Annotated in this window: 13 protein-coding genes and 1 riboswitch; of the genes, 7 read left to right on the forward strand and 6 right to left on the reverse strand. The window is 65.6% G+C overall.

The features are described 5' to 3' along the window. Positions 1-98 precede the first annotated feature (98 nt). The 5 genes from ACESY8_RS06215 to ACESY8_RS06235 all read right to left on the reverse strand — a co-directional run bounded on the left by ACESY8_RS06215 (position 99) and on the right by ACESY8_RS06235 (position 4,800). The gene (locus ACESY8_RS06215) at positions 99-1,130 is read right to left on the reverse strand and encodes an FAD:protein FMN transferase (protein WP_054339494.1); all 1,032 of its coding nucleotides are present in this window, start codon (positions 1,128-1,130) and stop codon (positions 99-101) included. A gap of 1 nt (position 1,131) precedes the next feature. After that, positions 1,132-2,145, reverse strand: a complete 1,014-nt coding sequence (locus tag ACESY8_RS06220; RefSeq protein ID WP_498794663.1) for a hypothetical protein — start codon at positions 2,143-2,145, stop codon at positions 1,132-1,134. 17 nt (positions 2,146-2,162) lie between these two features. Next, a complete protein-coding gene (locus tag ACESY8_RS06225) occupies positions 2,163-2,489 on the reverse strand; it encodes a DUF1622 domain-containing protein (RefSeq protein WP_007494552.1) in 327 nt (108 codons plus the stop codon). Then, entirely contained in the window at positions 2,470-2,955 is a 486-nt protein-coding gene (locus ACESY8_RS06230) for a cytidylate kinase-like family protein (RefSeq protein ID WP_054338540.1), read from the reverse strand. The genes ACESY8_RS06225 and ACESY8_RS06230 overlap by 20 nt, the downstream gene beginning before the upstream one ends. Positions 2,956-3,087: 132 nt before the next feature. Continuing rightward, complete coding sequence (locus tag ACESY8_RS06235; protein WP_054338541.1) at positions 3,088-4,800, reverse strand: sensor histidine kinase; 1,713 nt, start codon at positions 4,798-4,800, stop codon at positions 3,088-3,090. 88 nt (positions 4,801-4,888) lie between these two features. On the opposite strand from ACESY8_RS06235, the gene ACESY8_RS06240 reads away from it, so the two are divergent. From ACESY8_RS06240 to ACESY8_RS06265, 6 genes are all read left to right on the forward strand, one after another. Continuing rightward, positions 4,889-5,572: a response regulator gene (locus tag ACESY8_RS06240; protein ID WP_054338542.1), complete on the forward strand. Its 684-nt coding sequence runs from the start codon at positions 4,889-4,891 to the stop codon at positions 5,570-5,572. 52 nt (positions 5,573-5,624) lie between these two features. Continuing rightward, positions 5,625-5,762, forward strand: a riboswitch (molybdenum cofactor riboswitch). 89 nt (positions 5,763-5,851) lie between these two features. Then, a complete protein-coding gene (locus ACESY8_RS06245; protein ID WP_204681155.1) occupies positions 5,852-6,337 on the forward strand; it encodes a nucleoside-triphosphatase in 486 nt (161 codons plus the stop codon). 23 nt (positions 6,338-6,360) lie between these two features. After that, positions 6,361-7,377 carry a FecCD family ABC transporter permease gene (locus ACESY8_RS06250; protein ID WP_054338543.1) on the forward strand — a complete coding sequence of 339 codons (1,017 nt, stop codon included), beginning with the start codon at positions 6,361-6,363 and terminating at the stop codon, positions 7,375-7,377. Then, entirely contained in the window at positions 7,377-8,861 is a 1,485-nt protein-coding gene (locus tag ACESY8_RS06255) for an ATP-binding cassette domain-containing protein (protein WP_498794664.1), read from the forward strand. Before ACESY8_RS06250 ends, ACESY8_RS06255 begins: the two co-directional genes overlap by 1 nt. Positions 8,862-8,974: 113 nt before the next feature. Further along, on the forward strand, positions 8,975-9,973 hold the full coding sequence (locus ACESY8_RS06260; RefSeq protein ID WP_498794665.1) for an ABC transporter substrate-binding protein: 999 nt from the start codon (positions 8,975-8,977) through the stop codon (positions 9,971-9,973). A gap of 89 nt (positions 9,974-10,062) precedes the next feature. Next, positions 10,063-10,827, forward strand: a complete 765-nt coding sequence (locus ACESY8_RS06265) for an SDR family NAD(P)-dependent oxidoreductase (RefSeq protein WP_009256692.1) — start codon at positions 10,063-10,065, stop codon at positions 10,825-10,827. Between the two features lie 39 nt (positions 10,828-10,866). On the opposite strand, the gene ACESY8_RS06270 is transcribed toward ACESY8_RS06265, so the two are convergent. Continuing rightward, complete coding sequence (locus tag ACESY8_RS06270; protein WP_498794666.1) at positions 10,867-12,405, reverse strand: N-acetylmuramoyl-L-alanine amidase family protein; 1,539 nt, start codon at positions 12,403-12,405, stop codon at positions 10,867-10,869. A 197-nt stretch (positions 12,406-12,602) separates the two neighbouring features. Between ACESY8_RS06270 and ACESY8_RS06275 the strand changes: the two genes are divergently transcribed. Beyond that, positions 12,603-14,849, forward strand: coding sequence for a hydratase (locus tag ACESY8_RS06275; RefSeq protein WP_498794667.1), 2,247 nt, complete (start codon positions 12,603-12,605; stop codon positions 14,847-14,849). Positions 14,850-14,863 lie beyond the last annotated feature (14 nt).

Consider the following 14,863-nt stretch of genomic DNA (forward strand, 5'->3'; position numbering starts at 1 on the left):
GCGGGGGTGGGGGCCGCGCCGCGGGAGAGCTCCTTGCGGCCGGCGGGATGTACGCCGCCCCAGAACAGATGTCTCATGCTTTCACCTCATTTTTGAAGTCAGGTGCGGAGATAGGAGGAAAAACCGGGGCTGAATACCTCGCCGCCGGAGGCGTCCACCCACATGGCCTCGGCCCCGTAGCGGTCCAGAAGGGCCTGCCCCTCCGCCTGGGGGAGGGTGAACAGGGCGGTGGAGAGGGCGTCGGCCAGGCCGGAATCGGCGCACAGCACGGTGACCGCCCGCCAGTAGGCGGCGGGGCGGCGGGTGGTGGGGTCGATGATGTGGTGGTAGCGCACGCCGCCCACGGTGTAGTAGCGCTGGTAGTCGCCGCTGGTGACTACCGACACATCGCGGACGTAGAGGGTGTGGAGGAACGCTCCGCTCTCCCCGTCGGGGGCTTGGATGCCAACTACCCAGTTCTCGCCTCCAGGCTTTGGGCCGGTGGCCCGGACGTTGCCCCCCACGCTGAGAAGCAGCCCATCCGGCGCGGCGCGGCATACCTGCTCCACGGCATAGCCCTTGGCAATGGCCCCAACGTCCAGCCGGAGGGCGGGGTCGGTGATCTGCACGGTGGAGGCGGCCTCATCAATGATGACAGAAGAGAAGTCGGTGTGGCGAGCGGCCTCCGCCAGAGCGGCGGCGTCGGGGAGGGCGGCGGAGGCGGGATCGCTGATGCCAGCCTCCCGGGCGTCATGCCACAGGGCCAGCACGCCCCCCAAGGCGGCATTGACCTGGCCGCCGGTGCCCTCGCAGAGGTCCCGGCAGAAGAGAAGCAGGTCGATGATTTTGCGGTCCACAACCACGGGCGCCCCGCCGGCGGCGTCGTTTACCGCCTTGAGGTTGACCACACCGTCATAGTCGCTGTAGATGTCGTAGAGCTGGTGGTACTCCAGCAGCGCGTCATGGAGGGACTGGGCGGTGGCCTGAAAGTCCTCCTCACTCTCCGCATAGCCCACCACGGTGGTCACGGTGTCAAAGAGGGTGAGAAAGGTGGCCTCATACCGCTTCGCACCCTCCTCCTCCGGCGCGGCAGGGGATGCGCAGCCGGCCAGCAGGAGGACGGACAGAAGCAGGGGGAGCAGGCGACGCATCTCAGGCCCCTGCCTTTTCCACCAGGGTCAGGAAGTCGCCCACGCCGATGGTGACGGAGGCGGCGAGATCGGCGTCGCCCGCATTGCCCTCCTCCGTGACGGCGATACCAGTGGCCTCGGCCACGGTCTTGCCGGTAACATAGGAAGCGAAGGCGGCGGCTTGCTCGTCCCACTCCTTGCCGATGGAGCTGACCTTCCCCATGCCGTAGTCGGCACCCAGTTCATTCTTGGAGGGCTGCGCGGCGGCGAGGTCGGTGGTAATGGTCCCGGCGGCGTTAAAATTCACGTTGGCCTGTACCGCGTCGATGACCATGCTGGTGATGGTGTCCCCGCTCAGGGTGAGGGCTCCCACGGTGGCGTAGGCCTGGGCCAGGCCATCGGCATCGCTGGTAGCGTCCGTGCTCTTGGCGGCATTGGTGGTGGTGGTCAGCACCAGCCGGTCGCCCTTGGAGGCCCCCAAATGGGAGGCATTGGCCGCAGCCTGCTCAATCGCGCTGATGTATCCTCCGATGGACATGGTGACGGAGGCGGTGAGGTCCGCGCCGGTGGGCTTGCCCTCTTCACTAATGGAAATGCCTTTCACCTCAGGGATGGTCTTGCCAACCACATAGTCCGCCAGGGACTGGGCCTGCTCGTTCCACTCCCTGCCGATGGAGCTGATCTTCCCCATACCATAGTCGGCGCCCAGCTCGTTTTTGGAGGGGATCGTGAGGGTGAGGTCGGAGAGAAGCGCGCCAGAGGTGTCAAAATTGAGCTTGGACTGGATGGAGTCGATAACGCAGTCGTAAATGATCCCGTCATCGCCCACCGTGACGGCCACCACGGTGATGTCCGCCTGGGCCAGGCCGTCGGCGTCGGCGGTAGCGTCCTTGCTGCTGGACACAGAGGTGAGAAGGGCCAGGCCGGTCTTGACGGGGATACCGCCGGGGACGGCCACCACCACTGTGGTGCCGCAGCCGGCCAGCAGGCCCAGGGCCAGCGTCAGGGTCAGGAGCAGGGCAAGCATTCGTTTCATGTCGATACCTCCGAAACTTATTTAGGGGGATGGGTTCCTTTCATCTCAAAGTGGATCAGGAAGGAGAGCAGGGCCCGCAGCAGAATGACGGCGCCCAGCACCAGAAGCTCTTTGAGGTCCCGCACCAAGACGGTCTTGAGAATCTCGGCGGCCATTTTGAACTCCAGGCTGAGGGCCAGACCGTTGGCCAGGGCGAACTTGACGTCGCAGGGGGTGCGGGTGAACAGGCTTTTCAGGTAACGGCCGAAGGCGCTTAAGGCCGAGACCGCCACAATGAAGATACCCATCAGCTCCAGCGCCGCAATGATAGTGGGCAGGATACGTTCAATCAGTTGTTCCAGCATGTGCGGCCTCCTTGCTTCGCCGGCGCATGGTTTTCAGGGCGATGAACTGACTCAACAGCTCCACGGTACCGGATACCCCCAAGGGACCGCTGTCCACCGTCAGATCATACCGGCCCACCTCGCCCCACTTGGCTCCGGTATACAGGCCATAGAGCCGGGCCCGTTCCCGATCCTGGCGCAGCGCCTCCCGGGTGGCCTCCGCCGGGGACAGGCCGCGCTCCCGCATCAGCCGCTCCACCCGCTGATCCATGCCGCAGTGGATAAAAATCCTGTTCAGCCCCGGCTGGCCGGACAGAACATGGTCGGCGCACAGGCCCACCACCACGCAGGAGCCGCGTCCCGCCAGTGAGCGGACGGCCCCTTCGTCGGCCTCCGCGTCGCCGCAGGGGATCTCCAGCCGGGCGGCCAGCCGCCGACCGATCTCCAAACCGCCGCTGCCATAGGTGTGCCCAATGGTAATCAGCATAGTATACCCCCTTTCCCACTGTTTGTTAAAAGAATAACAAATAAGCCTTAACAGGACATAGATAGAACCTTAATATTTGTTAAGGTATACACAAAAAATACGCCCCCGCACGGTGCGGGGACGTATTGGAGTTCAGGTATCCTCCTCCGGCGGCGTGATGGTGGGGAAACGGAGGAGCATGGTGGTGCCCCGGCCTGGGGCGGTGTCGATGGCGATGGTCCCCTTGTGCTCCTCCATTACCTGCCGGACGATGGCCAGTCCCAGGCCGGTGCCCTTGCCACGCTCCTTGGTGGTAAAGAAGGGCTCAAAGATGTGGGGGAGCACCTCCGGCGAAATGCCGGAGCCGGTGTCGGAGACCTGGAAGCAGAGAAACTCCCCCTCCGGCCGGGTGGCCACGGTGAGGGCTCCGCCGCCGGGCTCCATGGCGTGGTAGGCATTGAGGATCAGGTTGAGCAGCATCTGGGAGAGCTGGATCTCGTTGCCCCGGAGCCACAGGTGGCGGCAGGCGAGATCGGTGCGCACCTCCACATGGGGCGGCCGGGCGGGGGAGGCTACGGCGAGCACCTTGCGCACCAGCTCATCGGGGGATACATACTGGAAGGTGAGAGAGGTGTTTTTGCGGGACAGGTCGGACAGCCGGGCGATGATCTCCTTGGCCTTGCGGGAGGAGTTGTAGATCTCCAGCACGTTATCATACAGCTCCTCGGCATCAGAGGGCAGTTGCTCCAGCACCAGAATGGAGTAGCCCATGATGGGGGTGAGCAGATTATTAAACTCGTGGGCGATACTGGAGGTGAGTGTGCCGATGGTCTGGAGCCGGTCATGGTGGGCCAGCTCCTGATTCTTGCGGTTGAGGGCCTCCATGGCGGCGTTCTTTTCCTGGAGCAGGGCCAGCTCCCGCTGGGCGCGCTCGTTGCGCCGCCCGGAGCGAAGGTTGAGACCCGCCAGCAAAAGCACTCCGGCGATCACCAGTCCGCCGCCGGTGGTGAGCAGAAGGGCGGAGCGGCGGATGGGCCGCGACACTTGGTCGAAGTCTTCGGAAACGCCTACGGCGAAGATGCCGTTGTTTCCTGCGGCGGGGATCACCGCCATGCGGGCGGTGTAGCCCTCCGCCTCATAGAAGCAGGCTCCCTCCTGGCCCTCCCTCTGGCACTGGAGCAGAAAGCCCAGGCCAGGCTCCCCGGCGAGACCGTCCGCCGCCAGCTCCACACGTATCTCCTGACCGGTCTGGTGGAGCAGGACCTGGCCGCCCGCGTCCAGAAGGAGGATTTGATCCCGGGGAGAGGTGGTGAGGCCGCCGGCCACCTGCCGGTAAAAGAGAGAGAGGTCCACCAGCGCGGCGTACCACAGCCCCCGCTCCCCCTCCAGTTGGAAGGAGAGATAGACGGTGCCGTTCTCCGCCACGCAGGGGCGGACACGGTCCCGCTCGTCCAGGCTGCCCCCGACGGGAAACGTATAGCCGGTGCGTCCAGAGGCGGAGAGCAGCACCCGCCCGTTCTGGAGACAGAGAAAGTCGGTGATAAGGGCCTCACGGATAAGAGGGTTGTTCTGGAGCAATTGAAGGAGCTCCTCCGGCTGCCCGGCGAGGCAGTCGGCCTCCGCATCGGTAAAGTTCTCCAGCCGGATGAGGTAGTCCAGCTCCCCGATAAATTGCTCTAGGGCGCCCGAAACGCTGCGGTCCACCGAACGGGCCAGTCCGTAGAGCTGGCTGTCCGACTGCTCCAGCAGGAGGGTGTCGTAGCGGCCGAAGCTCTGCACGGCCAGGGCCAGGCCGCCAACGGTGAGGAAAAGAACCAGGATCATCAGAAGAAGAACAGGAGGCCGACGCTTTTTTTGCCCCTCCATACCACACACCCCCTTGTCAAATTCCGGCAGATTCTTTATACTGAAATCATACTGGATTTCAAACCGGCTGTAAAGGGGGAGAAGCACAGTGGCGGATACGGTGCTGATTGTGGACGACGATGAAGCCGTCCTCACCATGCTCTATAAGGTCATCCGGAGCAACGGAATCGAGGCGGACACGGTGGCTTCCGGAGAGGAGGCCCTGGAGCGGACGGCGCAGCGGACGTACGACCTGATCCTGCTGGACGTGAATCTAATGGGGATGGACGGTTTTCAGGTGGTACAGACCCTCCGGCAGCGGGGCGTCCGGACCCCCATCATCATCGTCAGCGGACGCAAGGAGGACTATGATACTCTGTATGGCCTGGACATCGGGGCGGACGACTATGTGACCAAACCCTTCAACCCCGTCACTCTGGGGGCGAAGGTAAAGGCCCTTATCCGCCGTAGCCGCAACGGCCTGCCTGGGGCGGACAGCCTCATCACCGCCGGACCCTTCACCTACAACACCAGCACCCTGCGCTTTTATAAAAACGGGGTGGAAATTCCCCTCTCCGCAAAGGAGAACGCGATGATGAAGCTGTTTATCGACAATGTCAACCGCATTTTCTCCAAGGATATGCTCTACGATCTGCTCTGGGGAGAGGCCATCATCGACGAGAACGCCATCATGGTCTATGTCAACCGCCTGCGGGCCAAGATTGAGGAGGATCCCGCCTGCCCCGCCTACATCCAGACGGTGCGGGGGCTGGGCTACCGCTTTGTGGTATAAAGAACTGTCTGCGGCTTGACAAATTCCGGCGAAAACGCTAGTCTATAGGTACAAATGTATACTGTTCCGAGTCCGTCCGCCTACGGGGTGACCTAGGGCGGGCGGACCGATGGCCCCGGCCGGGGCCGCAGGGTGCCGCGGGAAACAGCGGCGCCTTCCGTGTTTGAAAAGGAACGACAGTCCGCGGCGGCCCTCTGCACAGGGACCGCCCTGTATTGCCGTATCCTTTTTCAGGATGCGGCGTTTTGTTTTGCCCCAATAAAGAGGAGATGCTGTGTGATGCACATTTTTTTGACCGGCCCGCTCCAGAGCGGAAAGTCCACCGCCATCGCCCGCTATCTGGCGGGGCGGCCGGAGGCCCCCGGCGGGTTCCGTACCCGCTGGGACCGGGTGGGCGGCCATCTGGCGCTGGAGCTGCTGGAGACGGGGGAGACCCTGAGCGTTGCCACGATGGAGCCCCATGGCGTGAGGGCCGACCGGGCCGCCTTTGACGCGGCGGGGGAGCGTCTGCTGTCCGCCCCGGTGGGGCGGCGCTCCCTGCTGCTGATGGACGAGCTTGGCTTCCTGGAGCGGTGTTCCCCGGTGTTCCAGCGGGCGGTCTTTACCCTGCTGGACGGCCCCACGCCGGTGCTGGGGGTGCTGCGCCCCCACGAAAAAAGCCCCTTCTGGGGCCCTGTTTCCCGCCGGGCGGATGTCCGGTTGCTCCCGCTGACGGTGGAGAACCGGGCGGAAATTCCTGCCGAGCTGGCCCATTTGCTAGATTGAGGTGAGAGAGGAGGTGCAGGCCCTTGTCCAAAACAGAACACACCGGCGGCCGGGTGCTGCTGGCATTGGGCGTACTGCTGGCGGCGCTGTTTGTCCTCTCCTTCTGCCTGGGGCGGTATGGGGTGGATGCCGGCACCACCTGCCGGATTCTGCTCTCCCCGCTCCTGCCGCTGGAGCCCACGTGGACGGACCATGAGTACGCCGCCGTCCTGAACATCCGCCTGCCCCGCATCGTTCTGGCCTGCCTGGTGGGGTGCTGCCTGTCCAGCGCCGGGGCGGCCTACCAGGGGGTGTTTCAGAATCCCATGGCCTCCCCGGACGTGCTGGGGGCCTCCTCCGGCGCGTCCTTCGGGGCGGCGCTGGCCATCCTGGTGGGGGTGGGCAACCAGGGCACCACCCTGTCCGCCTTTTTCTGGTCCCTGGCCACGGTGGTGCTGGTCTACCTGGTGGGACAGCGGGCGCCCGGGGACCGGGTGCTCAACCTGGTGCTGGCGGGCATGGTGATCAGCTCCCTGTTCACCGCTGCCACCTCGTACCTCAAGCTGGTGGCCGACCCCACCAACCAGCTCCCGGAGATCACCTACTGGCTCATGGGCAGCCTGTCGGGCACCCGTCTGGCCGATGTGGCCCGCATCGCCCCCGCCATGGCCGCCGGACTGCTCCCCCTGTTTCTCCTGCGGTGGAAGCTCAACTTGCTCACCCTGGGGGACGACGAGGCCAGGGCCATGGGGGTCAACGCCCCCCGGCTGCGTTTTCTGACGGTGGTGTGCGCCACGCTGGTCACCGCCGCCTCCATCGCGGTCAGCGGCATGATCGGATGGGTGGGGCTGGTGGTGCCCCACCTGTGCCGCAAGCTGGTGGGGAGCAACTTCAAGGTGCTGCTGCCCTGCTCCATGCTGGCGGGGGCGGCCTTCCTGCTGCTGGTGGACAACCTCTCCCGCAACCTGCTGGCCACCGAGATCCCCATCGGCATCCTCACCGCCTTCACGGGCGCGCCCTTCTTCCTCTATCTGATGCTGCGGAAAGGGGGGGGCCGGTGATGCTGGAGGTGGAACACCTGTGCTTCTCCTACGGAAAGCGGGAGGTGCTGCGGGGGGTGGACCTGCGGGCGGAGCCGGGGGAGCTGGTCTTTGTCCTGGGGGCCAACGGGGCGGGAAAGACCACCCTGTTCCGCTGCATCCTGGGCCTGCTGCCCGGCTACCAGGGGCGCATCCGGGTGGACGGCGGCGACGTGTCGTCCCTGACGCCCCGCGCCCTGGCCCAAAAAGTCGCCTACATTCCTCAGACCAGCCATATGGTCTTTCCCTACACGGCGCTGGAGCTGGTGCTTATGGGCACCAACCACCGGCTGGGCCTCTTCTCCGCGCCGGGCCGGCGGGAGCGGGCCATCGCCATGGAGGCCCTGGAGGAGCTGGGGATCGCGGACTACGCCCACCGGAGCTTTGCGGAGCTGTCCGGTGGAGAGCAGCAGCTTGTACTGGCGGCCCGGGCCCTGGCCCAGCAGGCCCGGCTGCTGCTGATGGACGAGCCCACCTCCGCCCTGGACTTCGGCAACCAGGTGCGGGTGCTGGAGCGGGTATCCGCCCTGACCCTGCGGGGGTACACTGTCCTGCTCTCCTGTCACAACCCACAGCATGCCATGCTCTATGCCCAGCGGGTGGTGGCCCTCCACGACGGCCGGGTGGCCGCCGACGGCCCCCCTGACCAGGCCTTGGACGAGGCGCTGATGCGGAAGCTCTACGGCGTGCCCGCCCGCTTTGTCCGCACCGGCGACGGGGTACTCATCGCCCCGGTGCGCAAGTCCATTGTCCTGTGGACCCCCGACATGGTGCGCTTCATGGCCGACGCCATCCGGGTCAACGGGAGCTGTGCGGCCATGGCCGCGGCCCTGTCTCAGGTGCTCCCCCCGGGGGCGCGGGTGTGCGACGCGGGGTGCGGGCTCGGCGGGTTGAGCCTGGCGCTGGCCCCCTACTGCGGCGCGGTGGTGGCGGCCGATCTGTCCGCCGAGGCCATCCGCCATCTGGAGGCGCAGCCCCTCCCCCCAAACGTGGAGCCCCGGCGGTGCGATGTGCTGGCCGACACACCGGAGGAGCCCTACGACGCTATGGTGTTCTGCTTCTTCGGCCGCACGGATGAGATCCTCTCCGCCGCCCGGCGGCAGTGTACCGGCACGGTGGCGGTGCTCAAACGCTGCGGCCGGGATCACCGCTTTTCCAGGGGGAAGGACCACCCCCGGCAGGGCTTTGAGGAGCTGTGCCGGGCGCTGAAGGAGAGGGGCATCCCCTACCAGAGCCGGGTTTTAGAGCTGGATATGGGCCAGCCCTTCCGCTCCCTGGAGGACGCGGCGGTCTTTTTCCGCACACACAGCCGGGACGATCCGGCGGAGCTGACACCCGAGGCCCTGCAAAGCCGCCTTCAGCGGCGGGACGACCCGGAATTTCCGTGGTACTTCCCGGTAAACGAGCCCATCGGCCTGCTCTGGTTCCAGGCCTGCGAGATACCAGACAAAGAAAAGGAGAGATGATACCATGAAAAAGCTGCTCTGTACCCTCCTGGCCCTCAGTATGCTCCTAGGGCTGGCCGCCTGCGGCGGCCCCCGCGCCCGCGGAGAGCCCCTCCGCAGACCCCGCGCCGGCGGTGTCCACCCCCGCCCAGCCCGAGGACGGCTCCGCCTCTTTCACCGACTCCGTGGGCCGCACCGTGGAGGTGCCCGCGGAGATCACCAGTGTGGCGGTCTCCGGCCCCCTGGCCCAGATGGTGCTCTTCGCCCTGTGCCCCGACAAGCTGGTAGGCATTGCCGACGAGTGGGACGCGAGCGCCGAGCAGTACCTGGCCACTGAGTACTACAATCTGCCCCTGCTGGGCCAGCTCTACGGCGGCAAGGGCGAGCTGAATCTGGAGACCCTCTTGGGCTCCGGAGCCCAGGTGGTCATCGACGTGGGCGAGCCCAAGGACACCATCGTGGAGGATCTGGATGCCCTCCAGGAGCAGACCGGCATCCCCTTCGTCCACGTGTCCGCCACCATTGAGACCATGGGCGACGCCTATCGGAAGCTGGGCGAGCTGCTGGGCATGGAGGAGGAGGCCGAGACGCTGGCCGCCTACTGCGACGAGACCTACGCCATGGTCAAGGACGTGGCGGAGCACGTGGAGAAGGCGAACCTGCTCTACATCACCGGCGACGCTGGCCTCAACGTCATCGCCCAGGGGTCTTACCACGCCGAGATCATCGACCTGCTGTCCAACAACCTGGCGGTGGTGGACTCCCCCTCCTCCAAGGGTACCGGAAACGAGGTGGACATGGAACAGCTCATGCTGTGGAATCCTGACGTAATCCTCTTCGCTCCCGACAGCGTTTATGCCTCCGTGGGGGATGATCCGCTGTGGCAGAGCCTCACCGCCATCCAGAACGGCAGCTACTATGAGGCCCCCATGGGCCCCTACAACTGGATGGGCTTTCCGCCCTCCGTCCAGCGGTATCTGGGTATGCTGTGGATGGCAAAGCTCCTCTACCCCGACGCGGCGGACTACGACCTCCAGGCCGAGGTGACCGAATACTTCGACCTCTTCTACCACTGCGCGCTCACCGGCGAGCAGTACGGGGCCCTGATGGCCAACTCGATCGGGAAGCAGTAAACTCACACGTCCCGGCCCCTTTTTGGGGGCCGGGATGCTTGCATAGGGCGGCGGATTACGTGTACAATAGGGAAAAAGGAGGGGAGCGCATGAAAATTGCCATTGTGACCGGGGCCTCCTCCGGCCTGGGGATGGCCTTTGTCCGGCGGCTGGACGCGCTGGGCGGGCTGGATGAGATTTGGGGTGTGGCCCGCCGGGGGGAGCGGATGGAGGCGCTGGCGGCGGAGCTGCGCACCCCGATGCGGCCTCTGGCCCTGGATCTGACCCGATTGGAGAGCGTGGAGACCCTGCGGGTTCTCATGAGAGAGGAGGAGCCGGAGGTGGCGGTGCTGGTCAACGCCGCCGGGTTCGGCAAATTCGGCACCTGCGCCGAACTCACCCTCCAGGAGACCTGTGGCATGATCGACCTGAACTGCCGGGCTGCCGCCGCACTCACTGCCGCCGTGCTCCCCTACATGGGGCGGGGAAGCCGGGTGCTGGAGATCTGCTCCTCCGCCGCCTTTCAGCCCCTGCCCGGCTTCAATGTCTACGCCGCCACCAAGGCATTTCTGCTCCGGTACAGCCGCGCCCTGCGCTGGGAGGCGGCGCCGCGGGGCATCCGGGTGACGGCGGTGTGCCCAGGGTGGATCAGGACCGATTTCATGGACGTGGCCAGAGATACAAAAAACGGGCGCACCGTACGGAGCTTTCCCTTCGCCCAGCGGCCGGAGACCGTGGCCCGGCGGGCCCTGCGGAACAGCCGCCTGCTGGCCGTCACTACCTGCGGCCTGCCCGCCCTGGTCCAGCGTGTGGCCAGCAAGTTCCTGCCCCACTGCTTCATCATGGCCTGCTGGGAGGGCCTGCGAAGGGCATGATACAAAGCGCCCGGAACCAAACGGCTCCGGGCGCTGCGTTTATTTACGCGGCAGGGAGTTCAGGTAGTCGCCGACACCCCGTGCCACGCCCTCCATCAGCTTCTGCTGATAGGTCTCGTCGCACAGGCGGGTGAGTTCCTCTACGTTGGTCATAAAGCCGGTCTCCACCAGTACGGCGGCCATGTTGGTCTCCCGCAGGACCACGAAGTTGGCCGAGGCGATACCGCGGTCTACCGCGCCGCTGGCCGCGCAGGCGGCGTCCTGCACGGCCTGGGCAAAGGCCTTGCTCCGGCTACTGGTGGGGTAGTAATAGGTATAGAGCCCCTGGAAGGTGGGGACGGTGGGGGCGGAGTTGCAGTGAATGCTCACGAACAGGTCGGCGTTGACCCGGTTGGCCAGCTCGGAGCGCTCGTACAGGTCTCCGGCGGTCTCCCCGTCCCGGGTGAGCACCACGTTATAGCCTTCATTCAGAAGGATGTCCCGCAGCTTGTAGACCATGGACAGGGTGAGATCCTTCTCATAGATGTCCACCCCGTTGGCATCCGGATATACCGCGCCTAGCGTTTTCCCGTCGTGGCCGGCATCCAGTACGACGGTGTACTTGTTGGGGTCAATGGGGGGCAGCTCGGGGGAGACGGAGGGAGTGGCGGTAATGCGCACGCCGCTGCTGCCCGCCTCCACGGTGATGTTTTTGGCGTAGCTGGCACCGCCCTTGAGGTCCAGCACCACCCGCAGGGTGTGGGGATAGCCATACCCCAAGTCGTCCCCATGCTGGTTGTAACGCACCGAGGAGAACACATCGCTGTCCACCGGCAGGGCGGCCTCGCCCTCCAGAGCGCCGGAAAACACCGCGCCCAGGAGGTCCACCGCTACCCGGTCTCCCAGATCCACCACCCGGTATTCCGGTATATGGTCGGTGGCGATGGTCACCACGTGGGAAGAGGCGTCCACCGAGATGCCGGTGATATACCCCTTGTCCCCGGCGGCGGGCGTGTCGGGCGTGGGCTCGGGGGTCGGCGTCGGTGTCGGCGTGGGCTCCGGCTCCGGGGTACCGGGGGAGGTGAGGATAGCGGTAAAGGTATCGTTGTCCCAGTCCACGGTGGCGCCCAACTGCTCCGAGACAAAGCGCAGGGGGACCATGGTGCTCTCCCGGCCCTCCCACTTAACCACGCCAGCGGGCACGCCACCGGGCAGCTCCATGGCCTGGCCATTGACCAATGCGGTGGCCGAGCCCAGGGTGAGTACGATGGTGCTCTCCTCCCGCAGGAGGATGACCTGACGGGTTTCCGGCACCCAGGTTACCGAGGCGCCCAGCCGTTCTGCGATCAGGCGGACGGGTACCAGCGTGCGGCCGTTCTGTCCCACCGGGTACTGCACCAGGGCGGGTACATCGTCCGGTGTTAGAGGCGAGCCGTCCAGCGTCAGGCTGACCCGGTCGGTCTGGGTCAGTTCACCATAACGCTGGGTGGTCTCGTCGTAGAAGTAGACGGAGAGGGTCCCCGCGGGACCGGCCGCCCAGGCGGACAGCAGCCCCGCCAGCAGGGCGAGGGTGAGCAGGAAGGAAACGGCTTTTTTCATGGCAGAACTCCTCGGCGATAGATGCTAATATTCTACCTTATTCCACAGGTGCCGTCAAGAAAGGACCGCAAAAAAGGTTGACATAAATTTATGGCAAGCACTTTGACACGCTACTGTAAATGTGGGCAAATCCCTTGCGTTTTGCGGCAAAACTTGTTATGATAAACATTAAATACAAAGCAACGGAGGGAATACCCATGCTGAAGATCACCTGTGAGGGCGTGTACTACAAGAACGGGGGCTTTGTCCCGGCCAAGGACGGCCCCGCGGCCGGCTTGCCCGCGCCGGAAAAGGCGAGGGAGGGCACCATGGCCCACGCGATTCTGAAGGCCCACAATACCGGAGACAATATGGAGGAGCTGGCCATCCGCTTCGACGCCATGGCCTCCCACGATATCACCTACGTGGGCATCATCCAGACCGCCCGGGCCTCCGGCATGCAGGCGTTCCCCCTGCCCTATGTGCTCACCAACTGCCACAACTCCCTGTGCGCCGTGGGGGGAACCATCAACGAGGACGACCATGTGTTCGGACTGTCGGCGGCCAAGAAGTACGGCGGCGAGTTTGTCCCCGCCCACCAGAGCGTCATTCATTCCTATATGCGGGAGCGGTACGCCGCCCCCGGCAGGATGATCCTGGGCTCCGACTCCCACACCCGCTACGGCGCTTACGGCACCATGGCCATCGGCGAGGGCGGACCGGAGCTGGCCCGCCAATTGCTGAAAAAGACCTACAACATCGCCTATCCCAAGGTCGTCGCCGTCTACCTCACCGGCACGCCCATTCCCGGTGTGGGCCCCCAGGACGTGGCGCTGGAGCTCATCCGCTCCACCTTCAAAGACGGAGTGGTCAAGAACGCGGTGATGGAATTTTTCGGACCTGGCGTGGCCAATCTGTCCATGGACTACCGCTCCGGCATCGACGTGATGACCACCGAGACCACCTGCCTGTCCTCCGTCTGGCCCGCCGACGATACCCTGAAGCGGCACCTGGCCGCCCTGGGCCGGGGGGAGGCGTTCAAGCCCCAGTCCCCCGCCGACGGGGCCTACTACGACGGACTCATTGAGGTGGAACTGGACAAGATCCGCCCCATGATCGCCTTGCCCTTCCACCCCTCCAACGCCTACACCATTCAGGAGTTCCAGGAGAACATGGACGAGCTGCTCCACCAGGTGGACGAGGACACGGTGCGCCAGCTCAAGCTCAAGAACCGGCCCGCCTCACTGCGGGAGAAGATTGTGGACGGCAAATTCCAGGTGGATCAGGGAGTCATCGCCGGCTGCTCCGGCGGTACTTACCAGAATATCGTGCGGGCGGCCCAGATCCTGGACGGCCGCGCCATCGGCTCCGGCGAGTTCTGGCTGTCGGTCTATCCCACCAGCCAGCCCGTCAACCTGGAGCTGACCCGGAGGGGCTACATCGCCTCCCTCATGGCCGCCGGGGCCTCCATCCGCTCCTGCTTCTGCGGCCCCTGCTTCGGCGCGGGCGACGTGCCCGCCAACGGGGCCTTCTCCATCCGCCACTCCACCCGCAACTTCCCCAACCGGGAGGGGAGCAAGCCCTCCGACGGGCAGGTGTCCTACGTGGCCCTCATGGACGCCCGGAGCATCGCCGCCACCGCCCTCAACGGCGGCGTGCTCACCGGGGCCGACGAGCTGCCCGCGCCCCCGGCCGACCCCGCCGAGGAGCCCTTCGCCTACGACGACACCCCCTACAAGGCCCGGGTCTACTTTGGCGTGGGGCGGCCCGACCCCGGCCAGGAGCTGGTGTTCGGCCCCAATATCGCCGACTGGCCGGAGCAGGTGGCCCTGCCGGAGAATCTGCTGCTCACGGTGTGCTCGGCCATCTATGACCCCGTCACCACCACCGACGAGCTCATTCCCTCCGGCGAAACCTCCTCCTACCGCTCCAACCCAGTCAAGCTCTCCGAGTTCGCCCTCAGCCGCAAGGACCCCCAGTACGTGCCCCGGGCCAAGGAGGTGCTGGCGGTGGAACGGCTCCGCCGCACCAATCCCGGCGATCCCAGGGTGGGGGAGGCCCTGCTGGGCCATGATCCGGCGGACACCGGCCTGGGTTCCCTGGTGATGGCCCTCAAGCCCGGCGACGGCTCCGCCCGGGAGCAGGCCGCCTCCTGCCAGCGGGTGCTGGGCGGCGCGGCCAACCTGGCCGCCGAGTACGCCACCAAGCGCTACCGCTCCAACGTGGTCAACTGGGGCATGCTGCCCTTTATCGCCGAAGACGTGAAGGACTGGAACCTCCAGCCAGGCGACCGGATCTACCTGCCCGGCATCCGCGCCGCCGTGGACGGCGGGGCGGAGGAGGTATCGGCCGTCCTCCTCCAGAACGGCACGGAGCGGCCCGTCACCCTCAAGCTTCCCGGCATGACCCGCGAGGAGCGGGACATCGTGCTGGCGGGCTGCCTGATCAACTACTACGCCAAGTAGGGGGGGCCTGTGGC

This window comes from Clostridium sp. ATCC BAA-442 (assembly GCF_964239415.1).
In the GTDB taxonomy this organism is placed as follows: Bacteria; Bacillota; Clostridia; order Oscillospirales; family Oscillospiraceae; genus Flavonifractor; species Flavonifractor plautii.